Source organism: Gallicola sp. Sow4_E12 (assembly GCF_052116305.1).
Taxonomy (GTDB): Bacteria; Bacillota; Clostridia; order Tissierellales; family Peptoniphilaceae; genus JBQKLI01.
This window is the reverse complement of the sequence record NZ_JBQKLI010000006.1, coordinates 81,145-97,495: the sequence shown is the minus strand read 5'-3', so window position 1 is coordinate 97,495 and position 16,351 is coordinate 81,145. Positions and strand designations below refer to the sequence as shown.

Genomic DNA, 16,351 nt, shown 5'->3' with positions numbered 1-16,351 from the left:
GCTTTAGCAAAGTCAGCTTTTTTTCAGTCAATTCCTTGTTATGATAGTGTTTTATTTAAGGCTGTTTTGGTAGAACCTGAACTTTGCACCTTGTTATTTTTTAAAATCTTCTCCTGGATAGCTGGTATCAATCTCGATATTTTTATTTAGAATCTGTTTTTTGATTTCCTCAATTTCTTCTTTTACATTTTCTGAAACTGTATTTTCTATTGCTAGATCTACAACCATATCATCATTCAAATCAAATTCTTTTATATTATTGCTCTCTAGATTTCCATCCACATAATCCTTGGCTGCTGTGAAGACAGCGACGCTGGGATCTGCTACTGCGGAAGCGATGTAAATTTCTTTTTCCTGGGTCCAGTCGATAGCATTTCCGATAGCATATACTTTTTTTTCATTCATGCGCATTGCATCGTCAGCGCCGGCTCGTCCGTCATTTAACATTGTAAAGATATAATCAGCTCCGGCATCGATTTGAGCTTTCGCCGCTTCTTTGTTGATATCCGGATTGTCCATGTCCCCTGTAAAAATAGTTAAAAAATTGGCTTCAGGATTTGTTGATATTAAACCATGGTAGAAGGCACCTCGTGCATCAAGTCCGGACTGCTGAGTTGTACCGGAAAGATGGCCTACAACATTCGATTCTGTTAGAAGACCTGCAAGGGCTCCTGCCAAATAGGCGGATTGCTCTTGTTTAACGGTATAGCTGCTGAGATTTTCGCCTTTTACGCTTCCCTGCACTACAACAAATTGTATGTCTGAAAATTCTTTGCTGACTGTTTCAGCGGCTTTATCGTTTTGGCCTCCTACGGCAATGATTAAATCCGGCTTGTCTTCAGCTAATTTTCGCAGGGCTTCAGAGAGAGCTTCTTCGCTTGTTTCGCTGATATCGGAAAGATAGCCTACGTCTACATTGCTGATCTCAGATTTTATTCGAGAGAAGCCTCGAAAACCAGAAGCCATAAAACCTTTCGACCTTTCATTTCCAGGGACAAGCACTCGGATAACGCTTTCATTACCGGGGGGTTCATTTTCTGCCTCCAGATCGGAAGAGCTTCCACCGCAGGATACTAATAAAAACAGCAATAATGGTATGGCAAAATTGAATAATTTCATATAAATCACATCCTGTTTCTTATAATTGAATAGAATATTAATATTTTTCTTGACAATATGATAACATTCCCGTTCGGTCTTGTCCAGTGAATTTGAAATCCTTTTCATAGATTTAACAAAAGCGGGCAGGAAGAAAATATAATACAGGAATATTTGTTATAATGAGTATTAGGGAGTTATGTAATGAAAAAGGAGGAAATGGAAGTGTCATCTAAAAACAATAAAATTACCGTCGGAATACTTGCCCATGTAGATTCCGGGAAAACTACATTAGCTGAAGCTATGCTTTATTCCTCCGGAGTATTATCTTCTCCTGGAAGAGTAGATCATCAGGATGCTTTTTTAGATACAAAGGGAATCGAAAGAGAAAGAGGGATTACTGTTTTTTCAAAGATTGCCCGTATAAAAAAGGAAAACAAAGAATGGATCCTTCTAGATACACCAGGTCATGCGGATTTCTCAGCTGAAATGGAGAGGGCGTTGTCTGTTTTGGATTATGGAATTCTTGTAATAAACGGTTCCGACGGAGTTCGGGCACATACAAAAACATTATGGAAATTGTTAGACTTTTACAATATTCCTGTGTTTATATTTGCAAATAAAATGGATCAAGAAGGTGCTGTAAAAGAGGCGCTGTTGACTGAAATCAAAAAAGAATTAAGCTCTTCGGCTGTATCTTTCAATCAAAAACCAAATGCTCTTTGGGAAGAGCTGGCAGTGATCAAAGCAGAATTTTTGGATCAGTATTTAGCGGAGGATACAATTGAAATTACAGAGATCCAAGAGGCGGTTCGGAACAGGGAAGTGTTTCCATGTTTTTTTGGATCTGCTTTAAAAATAGAGGGTGTTAACGAACTGACAGCAGGAATGGAAGAATATATGATTTCAAAATCTTATCCAGAAGAATTTGGTGCGAAGGTTTATAAAATCTATAGAGATCAAAATCAGCGGATTACTGAAATGAAGATTACTGGCGGGATACTGGAAAATAAATCCGTTATACAAGGGGAAAAGATTAATGAAATCAGAATTTATTCTGGAGAAGAATACGAAAGTGTTCAACAAGTTTATCCTGGAGAAATTTGTGGTGTAGTCGGGCTTCAATCTACCTTTCCGGGAGAAGGACTGGGTTTTGAAGAAGATACAACTCATCCCCTGCTTACTCCGGTTATGACTTACGGCGTTCATATCGATGAAAATGCGAATAGCAACGATCTTTTAGAAGCTCTTAAAGTTTTAGAAGAAGAGATGCCGGAGCTCCGTGTAGATTATTTTTCAGAAACAGGAGAGATTAGCATTCATGTAATGGGAGAAATCCTGATGGAAATTCTCAAGGAAGTTTTAAAAGAACGCTTTAATCTTTCTGTTCATTTCGACCAGGGGTCTATTATCTATAAAGAAAAAATAAAGGATGCATCCATAGGGATCGGCCATTTTGAACCACTCCGCCATTATGCAGAAGTGCAGCTGCTGCTGGAACCGGGAGAAAGAGGTTCAGGAATCTGTGTGGAGCCGGGAAAAAGTATCGAAAAAATTAATACAAGAGAACAGAATCATATCCTCGAGATCCTAAAAAAGGAGAGTTTCAGGGGTGTACTATTGGGAGGGGAACTGACAGATACGAAGATCACCCTCCTAGAGGGAAAATCCCATGAAAAGCATACAGAAGGCGGCGACTTCAGAGAAGCGGCTGTTCGGGCAGTACGTCAGGGACTGATGATGGGAGAAAGCGAAATCTTAGAGCCCTATTATAAAGTACAGATTGAAATACCTATCGAGTACTATGGAAGAGTATTAACGGATTTGACGCGTTTAAAGGGAGAAGATATTAATTCGGAACAAAAAGAGGAGAAGGCTGTTTTTTCTGCAGACGTACCTGTTTCTCTTATGAGAGACTATATTACCGAAGTTCAGAGTTTTACAAAGGGCGCAGGACGAGTACAGCTGGAATTTTCAGGTTATGGTAGCTGTCATGATGCAGAGGAAGTTTTAAGAAAAAGCAGTTATAATCCTTTAAGGGATCTGGAGCAGCCGGGAGGTTCCGTCTTCTGCAGTCAAGGAGCCGGTTTTACCGTGCCTTGGGATCAGGTCTACGACTACGCCCATATCCCGCCCAAGATTGAAAAAAAGAGGGAAGAAGAACAAATAAATCCCCAGAGACCTTCATTTATTGTAGATGAAGAAGCAATCGAAAAAATACTGCAAGATACATTTTATTCCAATAAAAGAGAGAGTAGAAAGGCAAGAAAGAAACCGAAAAAAGATTACTATCTCGGGAAAGAAAATTATAAAGCGAAAGAAGAAGTTATCATTGTCGATGGATATAATATGATTCACAGCTGGGACGAACTAAAAGAACTACCTAGGGAAGATTTAGAAGCTTCTAGAATAAAACTGCTTGATATCTTATCCAACTATCAGGGTCTTACTCAAAAGAAAATTATGGTCGTTTTTGATGCCTATAAGGTAAAAGGAATTTACCGAAAGGAAGATTTTGATTTTATGGAAGTTGTGTACACAAAAGAAGGAGAGACGGCAGATCAGTTCATCGAAAGATATATACGGGATATAGGCAAGGATACTCTTGTTCGAGTTGCTACATCGGATGGAACAGAGCAGGTAGTTGTTCGAGGAGCCGGAGGTCTTATTATCTCTGCGAAAGATTTTAGGGAAGAGGTCATCCGGACTTATGAAGAAGGCCTTAAGGAGTATCGAGAAAAGAATCCAAATATCGGAGACCATCCCTTCGACTCATTAATTTAAAAAAGCCTGCCGATTTCGGCAGGCTTCTATAATGTGTCGAGAAAAGACTCGTATTCCTGATGAAGCGAAAAAGATTTCTCCATGGAAGAAAGAGTATGGCCGTCGATAGATTTTACAGGCATAATTCCAAGAAGGGAATTGGTGAGGAAGATTTCATCATACTTATGATAATCATACTGAAATATATTTTTCTCTTCGACACGATAATGATCGATAACCCAATCTCGGAGGATGCCTTTCAACAAACCGGAGTCCGCTGGAGGGGTGAAAATTTTATTATCCCGCATAAAAAATAGATTTGTAGTAGCTCCTTCAGTGAAAAATCCTTTTGTATTAATAAAATAAGGTTCGTTGAAATTTGAAAGAGCCGCTTTTCTTTTTTCTAGAATATTATCCCCGTAGTTCAATGTTTTATGATAAGTAAAAGGAGAAGTCTCATTTCGCAGGATAAAACTTTTCTTTAGGGAGAATCCTTCTTGATAATCTTCCTTTTTATAAAGATAGTCTTTTCTTTCTAGAAGAAAATTTTCAGTAGTAACAGTTGCTTTTAGTACAGATTTTCCTTCTTTTTGATCTTTTTCTAAAAATTCAAGGAAGGCATCTTCATCGATATGTTTTTGAATCTTAAAATAACTCATACTTTCCTGCAAACGGTGGAGATGTTCTTTTAGTAAAACGGCTTTATTATCGAGGACTAAAATCGTTTCAAAAAGTCCCAAGCCGAATCGAAATCCGTCGTCTATATTAAGCTTCATGACGTTGCCCCGCTGCCTGCAAGAGAGCCTTTGCTTTCTGCATCGTTTCTTCGTATTCAAATACAGGATCGGATTCATAGGTAATTCCCCCTCCTACACCGAGATAGTAGGTGTTCTTATAGTGAAGGAGAGTACGGATAATAATGTTAAGATCGCTATCTCCGTTTCTAGAAAAATAGCCGATGGATCCTGTATAAATCCCTCGTCTGGATTCTTCCAGTTCGTCGATTATTTCCATAGCTCTGATTTTCGGAGCTCCTGTAATGGATCCTCCAGGGAAAGTGGATTGCAAAAGAGGGGCAATGCCGGTATTGGAATAAAGTTTTCCTCGTACCGTCGAAACTAGATGAAAAACAGTAGCATAGGTTTCGATTTCAAACAACTCAGGAACCGCAACAGATCCCGGCTGGCAGATGTGATTTAGATCATTTCGCTCTAAATCCACGATCATTAAAAGTTCGCTTCTGTCTTTTTCCGAATGAAGAAGTTCTTCTTTTAGACTGAGATCCTCTTTTGGCGTAGTTCCTCTTTTCCGGGTTCCTTTGATGGGGCGGGTTTCGAGAAGCCCTTCTTTAATCTGAATGAATCGTTCGGGGGAGCTGCTTAGTATGTGAAAGTCTCCAAAGTTCATAAAACTGCTGAAAGGTGCCGGGTTGTGATTTCTCAAATATCTGTATGTCTCATAAGGAGATTTATTGCTGTTAATTTCGATTTGATGCGTCATATTCAGAATATAAATATCCCCATCCTCGATATAGTCCATGGTATGCTGAATTGCTTTTAAATAATCGTCTTTTTTATGGAAAGAACGAAAATCTGCTAAGAATTCATTTTTTTCAGGGATGAGTTCCTCTCCATTAAAGGAGCATATTTCTTCTTCGATTTTCTGAATGGAATCCTCTCCTGCAATAGAAGTTATAAAAAGTTCTTTATTTTCTAAATCCTCGATAATCAAAGAATCGTAGAGTATAAAGACTGCATCTGGAATATCATAGATTTTTTGGTGCCGGCTTTTTATATTCTCGAATTTTCTGCCGTAATCATAGGAAAGATAACCTAAAAAGCCGGAGATAAGAGGAAGGGAAGTAGGATTTTCTTCTTTGTTGTTCTTTATAAATTCTGTTAAATAGTCTTCGATACTGCCCTTCATCGATTGATTATTTTTATAAAAATTCCCGTCTTTTTCTTCTAGAATCACAGCAGGAGAAATTCCTAAAATAGAATACTTTCCATAGGTATTCTCAAGAGAAGAGTCTAAGAAAATAGTGTTTTTACAATCCTTGTATAAGGGCAAAAAATCCTTTATTTTTTTATAGAAGGATAGTTTCTTAATTATGGTTTTCATTTTTATGCCATTCCTTTGCAATGAGGATAAAATTGTTCAATAATGCATGACCTTCCTGTGTTAAAACAGCTTCCGGATGAAATTGTACTCCATATAAAGGGTATTCTTTGTGACTGATAGCCATAATAATGCCATCGTCAGTTTTTCCATCGATATAGAAATCATCGGATAAAGATTTTTCATCTACAATGAGGGAATGATATCTTGTAACATTCATCGGATTTGGAAGATTATGGAATAATCTTTTGCCTGTGTGTTTAATGGAAGAGATTTTGCCATGAACGGGAATCGGTGCTTTTATAATATCGCAGCCGCTGCAGTAGCCAATGATCTGATGGCCCAAGCAGACGCCTAGAATAGGAATCCTCTGGCTGAAAGTATTTACGATATCTAAACAAACTTCCGATTCTAGGGGACTTTTTGGACCAGGAGATAAAATAATCCCTTCTAACTTTTTTTCTTCTATTAAAAATTCTATTTCGTTTATTGTGATCTTGTCATTACGGTATATTTCGATATCGCAATGAAGCTCTTTAAAATAGGTTGCAAGATTATAAACAAAAGAATCATAATTATCGATCATTAAAAACAATTGATTCACCTCTTTTTTTAGTCTAGATATATTATGAATCTTCTATTAAATAAATGCAAATAACGCTTTCTTGTATTCAGACATAAAGTGGAGATATAAAGGGTTCAAGTTTAAGGAACGGGCTTTCTTTTACATAGAACTGAGTAAAGGTCTCTTTAGTATGATAAAATAGATTATACAAATTATAGAGCAGAAAGGAAGAAATCATGGATTATCATATTGACACAAAATGTATTCAAGAAGGCTATAAACCGACAAAAGGGGAACCGAGGGAAGTGCCTATTATTCAAAGTACCACTTTTAAGTACGATACAAGCGAAGAGATGGGAAAACTTTTTGACTTAGAGGCAACCGGCTATTTTTATACAAGGCTTCAAAACCCGACAAATGATTATGTTGCAGAAAAAATCAATGCTTTAGAGGGAGGAGCAGCAGCGATGCTTACTTCATCTGGACAAGCTGCGAATTTCTTTGCACTATTCAATATTTGCGAATCAGGAGACCATTTTATCGCTTCTTCATCCATTTATGGAGGAACCTATAATCTTTTCAATATCACTATGAAAAAGATGGGGATAGACTGTACCTTTGTGGATCAGGAACTTTCTTTAGAAGAACTGGCAAAATTTGTAAAACCGAATACGAAGGCGGTGTTTGGAGAAACGATTACAAATCCTACAGTAAATGTTTTGGATATTGAAAAGTTTGCAACATTTGCTCATGATCATGGTATTCCTCTAATTATCGACAATACCTTTGCAACGCCGATAAACTGCAGACCTTTTGAATGGGGAGCGGATATTGTAACGCATTCTACGACAAAATATATGGACGGACATGGTGCAGCAGTGGGGGGAGCGATTGTAGACAGCGGAAACTTCGACTGGGAGAAAAACCGTGATAAATTCCCGGGACTTACAACACCGGATGAATCCTACCATGGAATTACTTATACTGAAAAATTTGGCAAGGGCGCCTATATTACAAAGGCAACCGTTCAGTTAATGCGTGATTTAGGATCGATCCAGTCTCCTCAGCATGCTTTTTACTTAAGCTTAGGACTGGAATCTCTTCATCTTCGAATGAAAAGACATACAGAATCTGCATTAAAAGTAGCGAAATATTTAGAATCCCATGAAGAAGTAGCATGGGTAAACTTCCCGGAACTTGAAAGCCATCCTAGTAATGAATTGGCAAAGAAATACTGCCCTCAGGGCACTTGCGGTGTGTTAAACTTCGGAATCAAAGGCGGAAGAGAACGATCTATTAAATTTATGGACAGTTTAAAATTAGCATCCATCGCCACTCACGTAGCAGATGCAAAGACTTGTCTTCTTCATCCTGCAAGCCATACCCATAGACAATTAAGCGACGAACAGCTGGAAGAAGCAGGAGTTCGTCCCGACCTTATCCGTTTTTCAGTAGGACTTGAAGATCCAGAAGATATCATCGCTGACTTAGAACAAGCCTTTAAAGAAATAGGATAAAGAGAGTTTTGTAAAAGAAGAGTGTAAGAGTAAGAGAGTGTAGAGTGGAGATAAAGCAGAAACGAAAGACTTGTTTCTTATGTAATATTTGGACAAGAAAACTCAAGATCAGTACAAAAAGATTCTCTATATTTAGGATATGGAGGAAAAGGGTTTGAAAAATATTTTATACTATGGAGAACACGAATGATTTTTTCGTTTTTCGACCATAACTTCACTTTTACACTCTACTACTCTTTTTATAAGCTCTCCACTTTTTTTATGTAGGGAGGTATTATGGGTAAAAAAGAACATTCAGCAAGGAAAAAAGCTGTTCCTTTTGTAGAAGTGATCGGCGGAGAGGTCGAAGAAGTAAGGGAAGGTTACAGCAGGATGGTATTAAGAAAAATTGAAGAGAAGCATCTAAATGGAAACGGATGGGTTCATGGTGGATTGATCTACGCATTGTCTGATTCCTGCTGCGGAACACTAATGGACTTTTATGGGGAAAACTCTTCTACAATAGAAGGAAAAATACAATATCTCAACAATACAAAAAATTCAAAATCTTTACGATTCGAAGCCTTTCTTCTTAAAAAAGGAAATAGAATCAGTTTTATAGAAGTAAGAGTAACGAACCAGCTCGAAGAACAAATAGCAGCTGCTGCCTTTACCTACTATTCATTAAAACAATAATTTCAAAGAAATGGAAAATTTCTTTTTATGTTATAATATTATTCTAATAATAGTAAGCTATGTATTTTAATACAGGACTAGAATAGCTTTACAAAGGAGGAATTATTTGAATTGGAAAGAAGAATTAAATCATAATATCACAACAGTAGAAGAATTAGAAAAATATAAAAAGCTCCCTTTAAAGGACGAAGAAAAGAAAGAGCTTCAGAGAATTATTGAACGCTACCCCATGAGTATTCCTAAAAACTATATAGATTTAGTGGACTGGAGCCGGTTTAAAGAAGATCCTATTGCAAAGCTGTGTATCCCTGCAGTCTATGAAAGCGAAGACAGCGGTTCTTTTGATACATCCGGAGAAGGCAGCAACACAGTAGTTATAGGGCTGCAGCATAAATATACCCAAACTGCACTAATGCTCTCTACAAGTACCTGCGCGATGTACTGCCGTTTTTGTTTTAGAAAAAGACTGGTAGGAGGAGAAACGGAAGAAGTTACAAAGTCTTGGGGAAAAATCTTCGATTATTTAAAAGAACATGAGGAAATTAATAATGTTTTAGTATCTGGAGGAGACTCCTTTTTGTTAGAGGATGGGCAGATCGAGTATCTATTAGAAGAGTTAACGGCTATAGACCATCTAGACTTTATACGTTTTGGAACAAGAACGCCGGTCGTATTCCCTCAAAGAATATTAGAATCAGATAAATTAATTCAGCTGTTGAAAAAGTATAATAAGAAAAAACAGCTTTATATAGTGACCCATTATAATCATCCCCGAGAATTAACAGAAGAGTCTTTGAGAAGTATTTCGTTGCTTCAAGAAACGGGAGCGGTTATAAGAAATCAAACTGTTTTATTAAAAGGTGTAAATGATGATCCGAATACAATAGCTGAGCTTTTTTCAAAACTTACAGCAAACGGAATTATGCCTTACTATTTATTTCAATGCCGTCCTGTAAAAGGCGTTAAAGATCAATTCCAAGTTCCTTTTAAAGAAGGGGTGGATATTGTAGATAAAGCAAAGGGAATGTTAAATGGTCTTGCGAAATCATTCCGTTTTGGTTTAAGCCATGTAACAGGAAAAATCGAAATTATCGGGATGGCGGATCCGAATAAAATGATTTTTAAATATATACAAGCAAAAGATCAAAAGAATTCAGGACGAATCTTTATCAGAGAAATTGGAGAAGAGGAAGCTTGGCTTCCTGAAAATATGCCTTTATAATGAAAAAAAGCCCGATATTCGGGCTTTTTATTCGTTCTTAAGTTTTTTGGCCATGGCGATACCGCCTTGTGTCAATGATACTTCTACAAAACCGACAGTCCGAGCTTTTTCTTCGATTAAATCTTCTGAAATCATTTCAGCAAGCATATTGTCGATGTCTCCGCTTCGATCATAACTTTCTTCTTTTTCAACATCTTCATCGTAATAATCGATGTGGATGGTTTCCTTGCCTTCTTCATTATATTTGTCGTAAATATACAATAATAATTCTTTTTCTTGACTCGTCATAATAATCTCCTTTTATTTTAGAATATGAAATAATCAGTGTAATTATAAATACCCAGAATCTATAAGTTTACTTAACTTTAATATACAAAACATAATATTTCATAATGTTTGAATGTGGAGAGCCGGAGGTATATAATAATACATATGGATATGCAATTAATTTCATATCGAAAAAAGGAGGAATATTATGTTTGGATCAACTGGAAACTATAAAGAAGAATTAATTAAACTTCTTGAAGAAAATCTTCAAGAAAGAGCAGATGGAGCCTGCGATACGTGAGACCCTCAGGCAGTGATGGCACTTCCGTGGGGAGTGAAGGTAGATGTAGAGCCAGCCAATGCAGAAGAAGTAGATACATTTATGAATGGCATTGTCGATGAGGATATCGAAATTTCAGATGGCAGAAAAGTAAAAGTGCTTAAATCAGGTTTGAAGCAGAAAAAAGATCAAAATATTTTGATCTTCCGCTATCAATTACAATAGTTGGAGATAAAACAGAAAGCAGCAAACGAAGAAAATTTAATAGGAACTTTTGCCAGAGTAGAATAATTTACTCTGGCTTTTTTTATGAAGAGAATAAGAAAGTAGGATAGAAGGCTGTTATTTGATATAATAGTTAAAATATTATAAGTAGGTGTTGAAGATGAAAATTACAGTGATAGGAGCGGGAAGATGGGGATCTTTTATCGCATGGTATTTAGATCATATCGGAAAAGATGTTTCATTATACGGAAGAGAAGACTCTTCCAATATGAAAAGGTTTAGAGAAACCGGGGGTAACGGCACTATCCAGTTGGAAAAGACAACAAAACTGATTTATGATCTGAAAGAAATAGAAGACAGCGACATTATTATAATCTCGATTCCTTCCCAAAAGCTTCGAGATCTGATGGAAGAGCTTAGGGAGTATTCTTTAAAAAATAAGATCTTCATTCTATGCATGAAGGGCATTGAGATCAGTACTAGGAAAAGGCTGAGTCAAGTAGTGTCGGAATATGTAGATTACAGCAATCGAATTGCTGTATGGATCGGACCGGGCCATCCTCAGGAGTTTTATAGAGGCGTTCCCAACTGTATGGTTATCGATTCCCTGTATGAAGATTGTAAATATTATTTAGTAAATGAATTCTCAAGCGAATTGATCCGTTTCTATTATGGAAATGATTTAGTGGGCAATGAAATAGGAGCAGCTGCTAAAAATGTGATAGGAATCGCTGCAGGGGCTTTAGACGGAATGAATCTAACTTCTTTAAAAGGGGCGCTGATGAGCCGGGGAACAAGAGAAGTTTCTAGGCTTATCGAAGGGATGGGAGGAAATCCATTCTCGGCTTATGGTCTGTGCCACTTGGGAGATTATGAAGCAACTGTTTTTTCAAAGTTCTCTCAGAATCGAAAGTTCGGAGAGTGTTTAGTTACGGGTGAAGATTATAATAAACTTGCAGAAGGCTACTATACTGCCAAGGCGATGGTTGCTTTAGGAGAAAAGTATCATGTAGATCTTCCTATTACGCAAATGGTTTATGACGTCTGCTATAACGAAAGAGATCCTAAAGATGCACTGGCACAGCTATTCTTAAGGGAGGTAAAAAATGAATTCTAATCTAGCACTTTCATGGCCTCCGATAGCGGCATTCGGAATATTGGTTTTATTTATCCTGGGAATTATCCTTTTGAATCGAAATAATAAAAAAGAAGGACCCTATGTCCTTTTTGCTGATATCACGGATGTATCTGATATTCCTCCAAAGAAGGACAAGAAAGAATATTATTTCTTTCCCCTTCAAAAAAGCGGATTATCCGATGCCTCTTCCTTTTTGCAGGAATATCTATTAAAATGGATTATTGACGATGTGGTCAGAAAAGAAGATGGAAGATATATTTTAGAGGGAAGCCCCGTGTTTGAAAGCAATCACGAAAGAAACTGGTTTGTATTGCTGAACAAACTGCCCGGCGGCATTCTTTTAATGGAGCCGGAATTTCGGAAGAAGGAAGAGAAAAACATCCGAGAAAATATGCAGGACCTTCGCGGCGAATCTATCGGCTATTTATTAAAGAACGAATATATGAAGACAAGCAGTTCACGAATAATGAATGAAAATGTTGAACATTATTCTTATACAGAAAAAGGATTAGAGCTTCAAAAAGAATTGATAAGCTATAGGAACTATCTTAATCAAAGAAAAAGTATTGGGGAAAAAGAACTCCCATGGCTTGCGATTTACGGTTTGGAATATAAGAATATAGAAGACGCTAGTTCAGATATTACAAAAGAAGATTACGATTGGGCTAAGAGATTTAGCGATTTTTATAAGAAAGTGAGTTAATTATGCAGGACGTTGATTTTATACCGATTATTTTAGGAACAGATATTAATGCTTATGGAACAGCAAGGTCTTTTCATGAGGCATACGGAGTTCATTCTATCGCTTTGGGGAAAGAACCTTTAAGCTTTACTCAAGATTCAAAAATTGTAACGGTTCAGACCTTTGAAGATTTTGACACGGATGAAATATTTCCGCTAAAGATGATTGAATTAGGAAAAGAACTAAAAAAAGAAGGAAAACCTCTGCTTTTAATTTCCTGCAGCGATGGATATACAACTTTGATTACAAAATACAGCGATCTTTTAGAAGAGTATTATGAATTCAACTATGTGTCCTTGGAATTAAAAGATAAGCTGGAAAATAAGAAGGATTTTTATGAAATCTGTGAAAAATATGGTTTGGATTATCCTGCAACCTACGTCATTACAAAAGAGAACCGCAGGGAGATCGAACTTCCATTCGGTTTCCCTTGTGCGGTGAAACCGAACGATAGTATAGAATTTCTTCATCTAAAATTTGAAGGCAAAAAAAAGGCTTACAAAGCAGATTCTATGGAAGAGCTTAAAAAAATCATCGATGATATATACAATGCCGGTTATACGGGCGAGTTAATTGTACAGGACTTTATACCGGGAGATTCCTCTACAATGGGCGTTTTAAATGCGTATGTAGACCGAAAAGGCCGAGTGAAGATGATGTGTTTTGCACGCTGCCTTTTAGATGAATGTCTTCCAGAAAGCATAGGCAATTATAATGCTCTCTTAACTCAGGATGCACCGGAGATCTACGCACAATACGAGAAGTTTTTATTGGATCTTGGTTATACAGGTTTTGCGAATTTCGATTTAAAATACGATAAAAGAGACGGGAAACACAAAGTATTCGAAATAAATATCCGCCAAGGACGCTCGAGTTTTTATATGACAGCAGCCGGCTGCAATTTCGTTACCTATCTTGTGGATGATCTTATTTATAGAGAAGGTAAGGAAACAGTATATTTTGCCAATCCCTATTTATGGCTGTATGTAGACCCTTCGGTTCTATTAAAATATGTAAACCCGAAAGACAAAAAAGAAGCGCAGAAGTATATTAAAGAAAAGAAATATAAATTCACTCAATGGTATGAAAAAGATAAGTCCTTAAAAAGATTTCTAAACTATATGAGACGAAGAATCGCTACAAGAAGATACTACCCCGTCTATCAGAAGGATAGAGATTAAAAGATAGAGTGAGTGTGCAGAGCGAGCCGATTCTTTCTAGCCAACTACGAAAGAGCAATCGTTCTTGGGAAACAAGCGGCATGAGCTAGACCTGACTAGCGTTTTTGTAAAATACTTTAGCAGGTCTGGTGCAGCTCGTTCTCATAATGGATTTTTTTCATTTGGCGAAGAGCAATCTGCTGACCTGTTGCCAAATCAAAGTACCTGATTTGGACTAGAGTTCAAGAGTGGAGTTGAGAGGAAAAATGAAGAAGGGTTCATTTTCTGCTTAGAATTAAAGAAAATATCTCGTGTATCGGCTTTCCGGATTGAGGGAGGCTGATATATTTTTTTTGTGAAAAACATCCTTGGATTTTAATAAGAAATAAAATAATAATCTATCATTTCATTTCATGTTTTTGACGAATTTGATCTTTGCAAATATAGAAAAAACATTTGACAACACCGGATTAGCATAGTACAATATACAAGCGTCAAGTAAAAAGGTTGACGGATACGAATGAGGAGAAGTCATGGATAAGGTTGTTGAAATTGGAATTTTGTTTGATTATTACGGAAAGCTTTTAACAGACAAGCAGTTTGAAATCGTAGATCAATATTATAATGAAGATTTATCGTTATCAGAAATCGCTGAAATTCATGGAATCTCAAAACAAGCTGTCTCTGAGAATTTAAAAAGAGCAGAAAAAAAACTATATAATTACGAAAAGAAACTTTTACTGGTAGACAGAAATCAAAAAATCTCAAAAGGCATACAAAATGCTTTGGAAGAAATGAAACGATTATTATCTACAGAAGATGAGTATTTATCAAAAAGAGAGTTAGAAGACCTGATGAAACTTTTTGAAGAATATGAAAAAGAAAGACTGGAGGCAATAGGATATGATATTTGAAAATTTATCCGACAAATTACAGAATGCCCTCGGTAAGCTTACTGGAAAAGGCAAGTTAACGGAAAAAGATATCGACGCTGCTATGAGGGAAGTAAAACTTGCGTTATTAGAAGCAGATGTTAACTATAAAGTTGTTAAAGATTTTGTAAAGAAGATCAAAGAGCGTGCTTTAGGGGCAGAAGTTATGGAGTCTCTAACACCGGGCCAGCATGTTATAAAGATTGTTAATGAAGAATTAACAGATCTCATGGGAAAAAGTGAAGAGAAAATTCAGTTTTCTTCAAAGCCGCCTACTGTTATCATTTTATGCGGTCTTCAAGGGGCAGGTAAAACCACTCATGCAGGGAAACTGGCACATCTTTTAACAAAGCAGAATAAAAAGCCCCTTTTAGTAGCAGGAGATATTTACCGTCCGGCAGCGATTAAACAGCTTCAAGTTGTAGGCGGAAATGTGAATGTTCCAGTATTCACATTAGGAGATCAGATTAGCCCTGTAGAAATTGCAAAAAAAGGTGTAGAAGAGGCAAAGCGTCTTGGAAGAGATGTAGTATTAATCGATACAGCCGGCCGTCTTCATATCGACAGCGATTTAATGCAGGAGTTAAAAGACATTGAAAGTGCTGTTAGCCCTGACGAAATTCTTCTAGTCGTCGATGCGATGACAGGACAGGATGCAGTGAATGTTGCTGAAACGTTCAGCAGCGAATTGGGAGTAACTGGAATCGTGCTGACAAAGCTTGACGGGGATGCCCGAGGCGGTGCTGCACTTTCTATAAGATCCGTTACCCAAAAGCCGATCAAATATATCGGGGTCGGAGAAAAGATGGACGAATTAGAACCTTTCCATCCAGACCGTATGGCATCTCGAATTTTAGGGATGGGGGATGTATTATCCTTTATCGAGAAGGCCCAGAATGCTATCGACGAGAAGAAGGCAAAAGAACTGGAAGAAAAGTTCCGTTCCCAAAGCTATAATCTCCACGATTTCCTGGATCAGCTAGAACAGATGAAATCCTTAGGACCGTTGGAAGATTTGCTGGCGATGGTTCCAGGCATGGATTCAAAAGCTCTAAAAGGTATAAATATCGGTGAAAAAGATATTAACCGGATTCAAGCGATGATACAGTCTATGACTCATGAAGAAAGAGATCATCCTGAGATTATCAACAACAGCAGAAAGAAACGAATTGCAAAAGGTGCAGGAGTGACAACTTCCCAGCTCAATAAACTATTAAAGCAGTTCAAAGATACGAAAAAGCTCATGAAGCAAATGGGCGGTATGCAGAAAAAAATGAAGAAAAAAGGCAACCCCTTCGGTGGCGGATTTCCTTTTTTTAAATAAATAAGAATTATTTTGGAGGAGTTATTATGTCAGTAAAAATTAGATTAAAAAGATTAGGATCAAAAAAGAGACCCTTTTATAGAATCGTTGTTGCAGATTCAAGAACTGCTAGAAATGGAAGATTCATTGAAGAATTAGGATACTACAATCCATTAACACAGCCTAAAGAAGTAAAAGTAGATGCTGAAAAAGTAAACTACTGGATCGGAGTTGGAGCAAAACCAACAGATACTGTAAACCGTCTTTTCAAAAACAACGGCGTTTATGGAGAACAATCTAAAAAAGAAGCAGCTGTAGAAGAAGTGAAAGCAGAAGATACAGTTGA

General features: G+C 37.1%; 15 protein-coding genes and 1 pseudogene. 11 read left to right on the top strand and 5 right to left on the bottom strand.

Annotated elements, in window-relative coordinates:
- Positions 1–93 precede the first annotated feature (93 nt).
- Entirely contained in the window at positions 94–1,119 is a 1,026-nt protein-coding gene (locus tag ACTQ46_RS04745; RefSeq protein ID WP_441747775.1) for a BMP family protein, read from the bottom strand.
- Positions 1,120–1,302: 183 nt separating this feature from the next.
- On the opposite strand from ACTQ46_RS04745, the gene ACTQ46_RS04740 reads away from it, so the two are divergent.
- On the top strand, positions 1,303–3,882 hold the full coding sequence (locus tag ACTQ46_RS04740; protein ID WP_441747774.1) for an NYN domain-containing protein: 2,580 nt from the start codon (positions 1,303–1,305) through the stop codon (positions 3,880–3,882).
- A gap of 26 nt (positions 3,883–3,908) precedes the next feature.
- On the opposite strand, the gene ACTQ46_RS04735 is transcribed toward ACTQ46_RS04740, so the two are convergent.
- The 3 genes from ACTQ46_RS04735 to ACTQ46_RS04725 are packed head-to-tail and all read right to left on the bottom strand — an operon-like array spanning position 3,909 to position 6,565.
- Positions 3,909–4,637 carry an aminotransferase class IV gene (locus ACTQ46_RS04735; protein WP_441747773.1) on the bottom strand — a complete coding sequence of 243 codons (729 nt, stop codon included), beginning with the start codon at positions 4,635–4,637 and terminating at the stop codon, positions 3,909–3,911.
- The gene (gene pabB / locus ACTQ46_RS04730; protein WP_441747772.1) at positions 4,627–5,982 is read right to left on the bottom strand and encodes an aminodeoxychorismate synthase component I; all 1,356 of its coding nucleotides are present in this window, start codon (positions 5,980–5,982) and stop codon (positions 4,627–4,629) included. The genes ACTQ46_RS04735 and pabB overlap by 11 nt, the downstream gene beginning before the upstream one ends.
- The gene (locus ACTQ46_RS04725; RefSeq protein WP_441747771.1) at positions 5,966–6,565 is read right to left on the bottom strand and encodes an anthranilate synthase component II; all 600 of its coding nucleotides are present in this window, start codon (positions 6,563–6,565) and stop codon (positions 5,966–5,968) included. Before ACTQ46_RS04725 ends, pabB begins: the two co-directional genes overlap by 17 nt.
- A 215-nt stretch (positions 6,566–6,780) precedes the next feature.
- Between ACTQ46_RS04725 and ACTQ46_RS04720 the strand changes: the two genes are divergently transcribed.
- The 3 genes from ACTQ46_RS04720 (at position 6,781) to ACTQ46_RS04710 (ending at position 9,958) form a co-directional block, all read left to right on the top strand.
- Positions 6,781–8,061 (top strand): O-acetylhomoserine aminocarboxypropyltransferase/cysteine synthase family protein, encoded by a 1,281-nt coding sequence (locus tag ACTQ46_RS04720; protein WP_441747770.1) that lies wholly within the window; start codon positions 6,781–6,783, stop codon positions 8,059–8,061.
- Positions 8,062–8,337: 276 nt separating this feature from the next.
- Entirely contained in the window at positions 8,338–8,736 is a 399-nt protein-coding gene (locus ACTQ46_RS04715) for a PaaI family thioesterase (protein WP_441747769.1), read from the top strand.
- Between the two features lie 82 nt (positions 8,737–8,818).
- Positions 8,819–9,958 carry a KamA family radical SAM protein gene (locus tag ACTQ46_RS04710; RefSeq protein WP_441747807.1) on the top strand — a complete coding sequence of 380 codons (1,140 nt, stop codon included), beginning with the start codon at positions 8,819–8,821 and terminating at the stop codon, positions 9,956–9,958.
- A 27-nt stretch (positions 9,959–9,985) separates the two neighbouring features.
- On the opposite strand, the gene ACTQ46_RS04705 is transcribed toward ACTQ46_RS04710, so the two are convergent.
- Positions 9,986–10,246 carry a hypothetical protein gene (locus ACTQ46_RS04705; RefSeq protein WP_441747768.1) on the bottom strand — a complete coding sequence of 87 codons (261 nt, stop codon included), beginning with the start codon at positions 10,244–10,246 and terminating at the stop codon, positions 9,986–9,988.
- A gap of 295 nt (positions 10,247–10,541) precedes the next feature.
- Between ACTQ46_RS04705 and ACTQ46_RS04700 the strand changes: the two genes are divergently transcribed.
- From ACTQ46_RS04700 to rpsP, 7 genes and pseudogenes are all read left to right on the top strand, one after another.
- Positions 10,542–10,730, top strand: coding sequence for a hypothetical protein (locus ACTQ46_RS04700; RefSeq protein WP_441747767.1), 189 nt, complete (start codon positions 10,542–10,544; stop codon positions 10,728–10,730).
- Positions 10,731–10,890: 160 nt separating this feature from the next.
- On the top strand, positions 10,891–11,847 hold the full coding sequence (locus tag ACTQ46_RS04695; RefSeq protein WP_441747766.1) for an NAD(P)H-dependent glycerol-3-phosphate dehydrogenase: 957 nt from the start codon (positions 10,891–10,893) through the stop codon (positions 11,845–11,847).
- Positions 11,837–12,571: a hypothetical protein gene (locus ACTQ46_RS04690; protein ID WP_441747765.1), complete on the top strand. Its 735-nt coding sequence runs from the start codon at positions 11,837–11,839 to the stop codon at positions 12,569–12,571. The genes ACTQ46_RS04695 and ACTQ46_RS04690 overlap by 11 nt, the downstream gene beginning before the upstream one ends.
- A 2-nt stretch (positions 12,572–12,573) precedes the next feature.
- Entirely contained in the window at positions 12,574–13,791 is a 1,218-nt protein-coding gene (locus tag ACTQ46_RS04685) for a carboxylate--amine ligase (protein ID WP_441747764.1), read from the top strand.
- A gap of 512 nt (positions 13,792–14,303) precedes the next feature.
- On the top strand, positions 14,304–14,684 hold the full coding sequence (ylxM, locus tag ACTQ46_RS04680; protein ID WP_441747763.1) for a YlxM family DNA-binding protein: 381 nt from the start codon (positions 14,304–14,306) through the stop codon (positions 14,682–14,684).
- Positions 14,674–16,026, top strand: a complete 1,353-nt coding sequence (gene ffh, locus ACTQ46_RS04675) for a signal recognition particle protein (protein WP_441747762.1) — start codon at positions 14,674–14,676, stop codon at positions 16,024–16,026. The genes ylxM and ffh overlap by 11 nt, the downstream gene beginning before the upstream one ends.
- A gap of 26 nt (positions 16,027–16,052) precedes the next feature.
- A pseudogene (rpsP, locus tag ACTQ46_RS04670) lies at positions 16,053–16,292 on the top strand (30S ribosomal protein S16); the annotation flags it as partial.
- Positions 16,293–16,351: the final 59 nt, after the last annotated feature.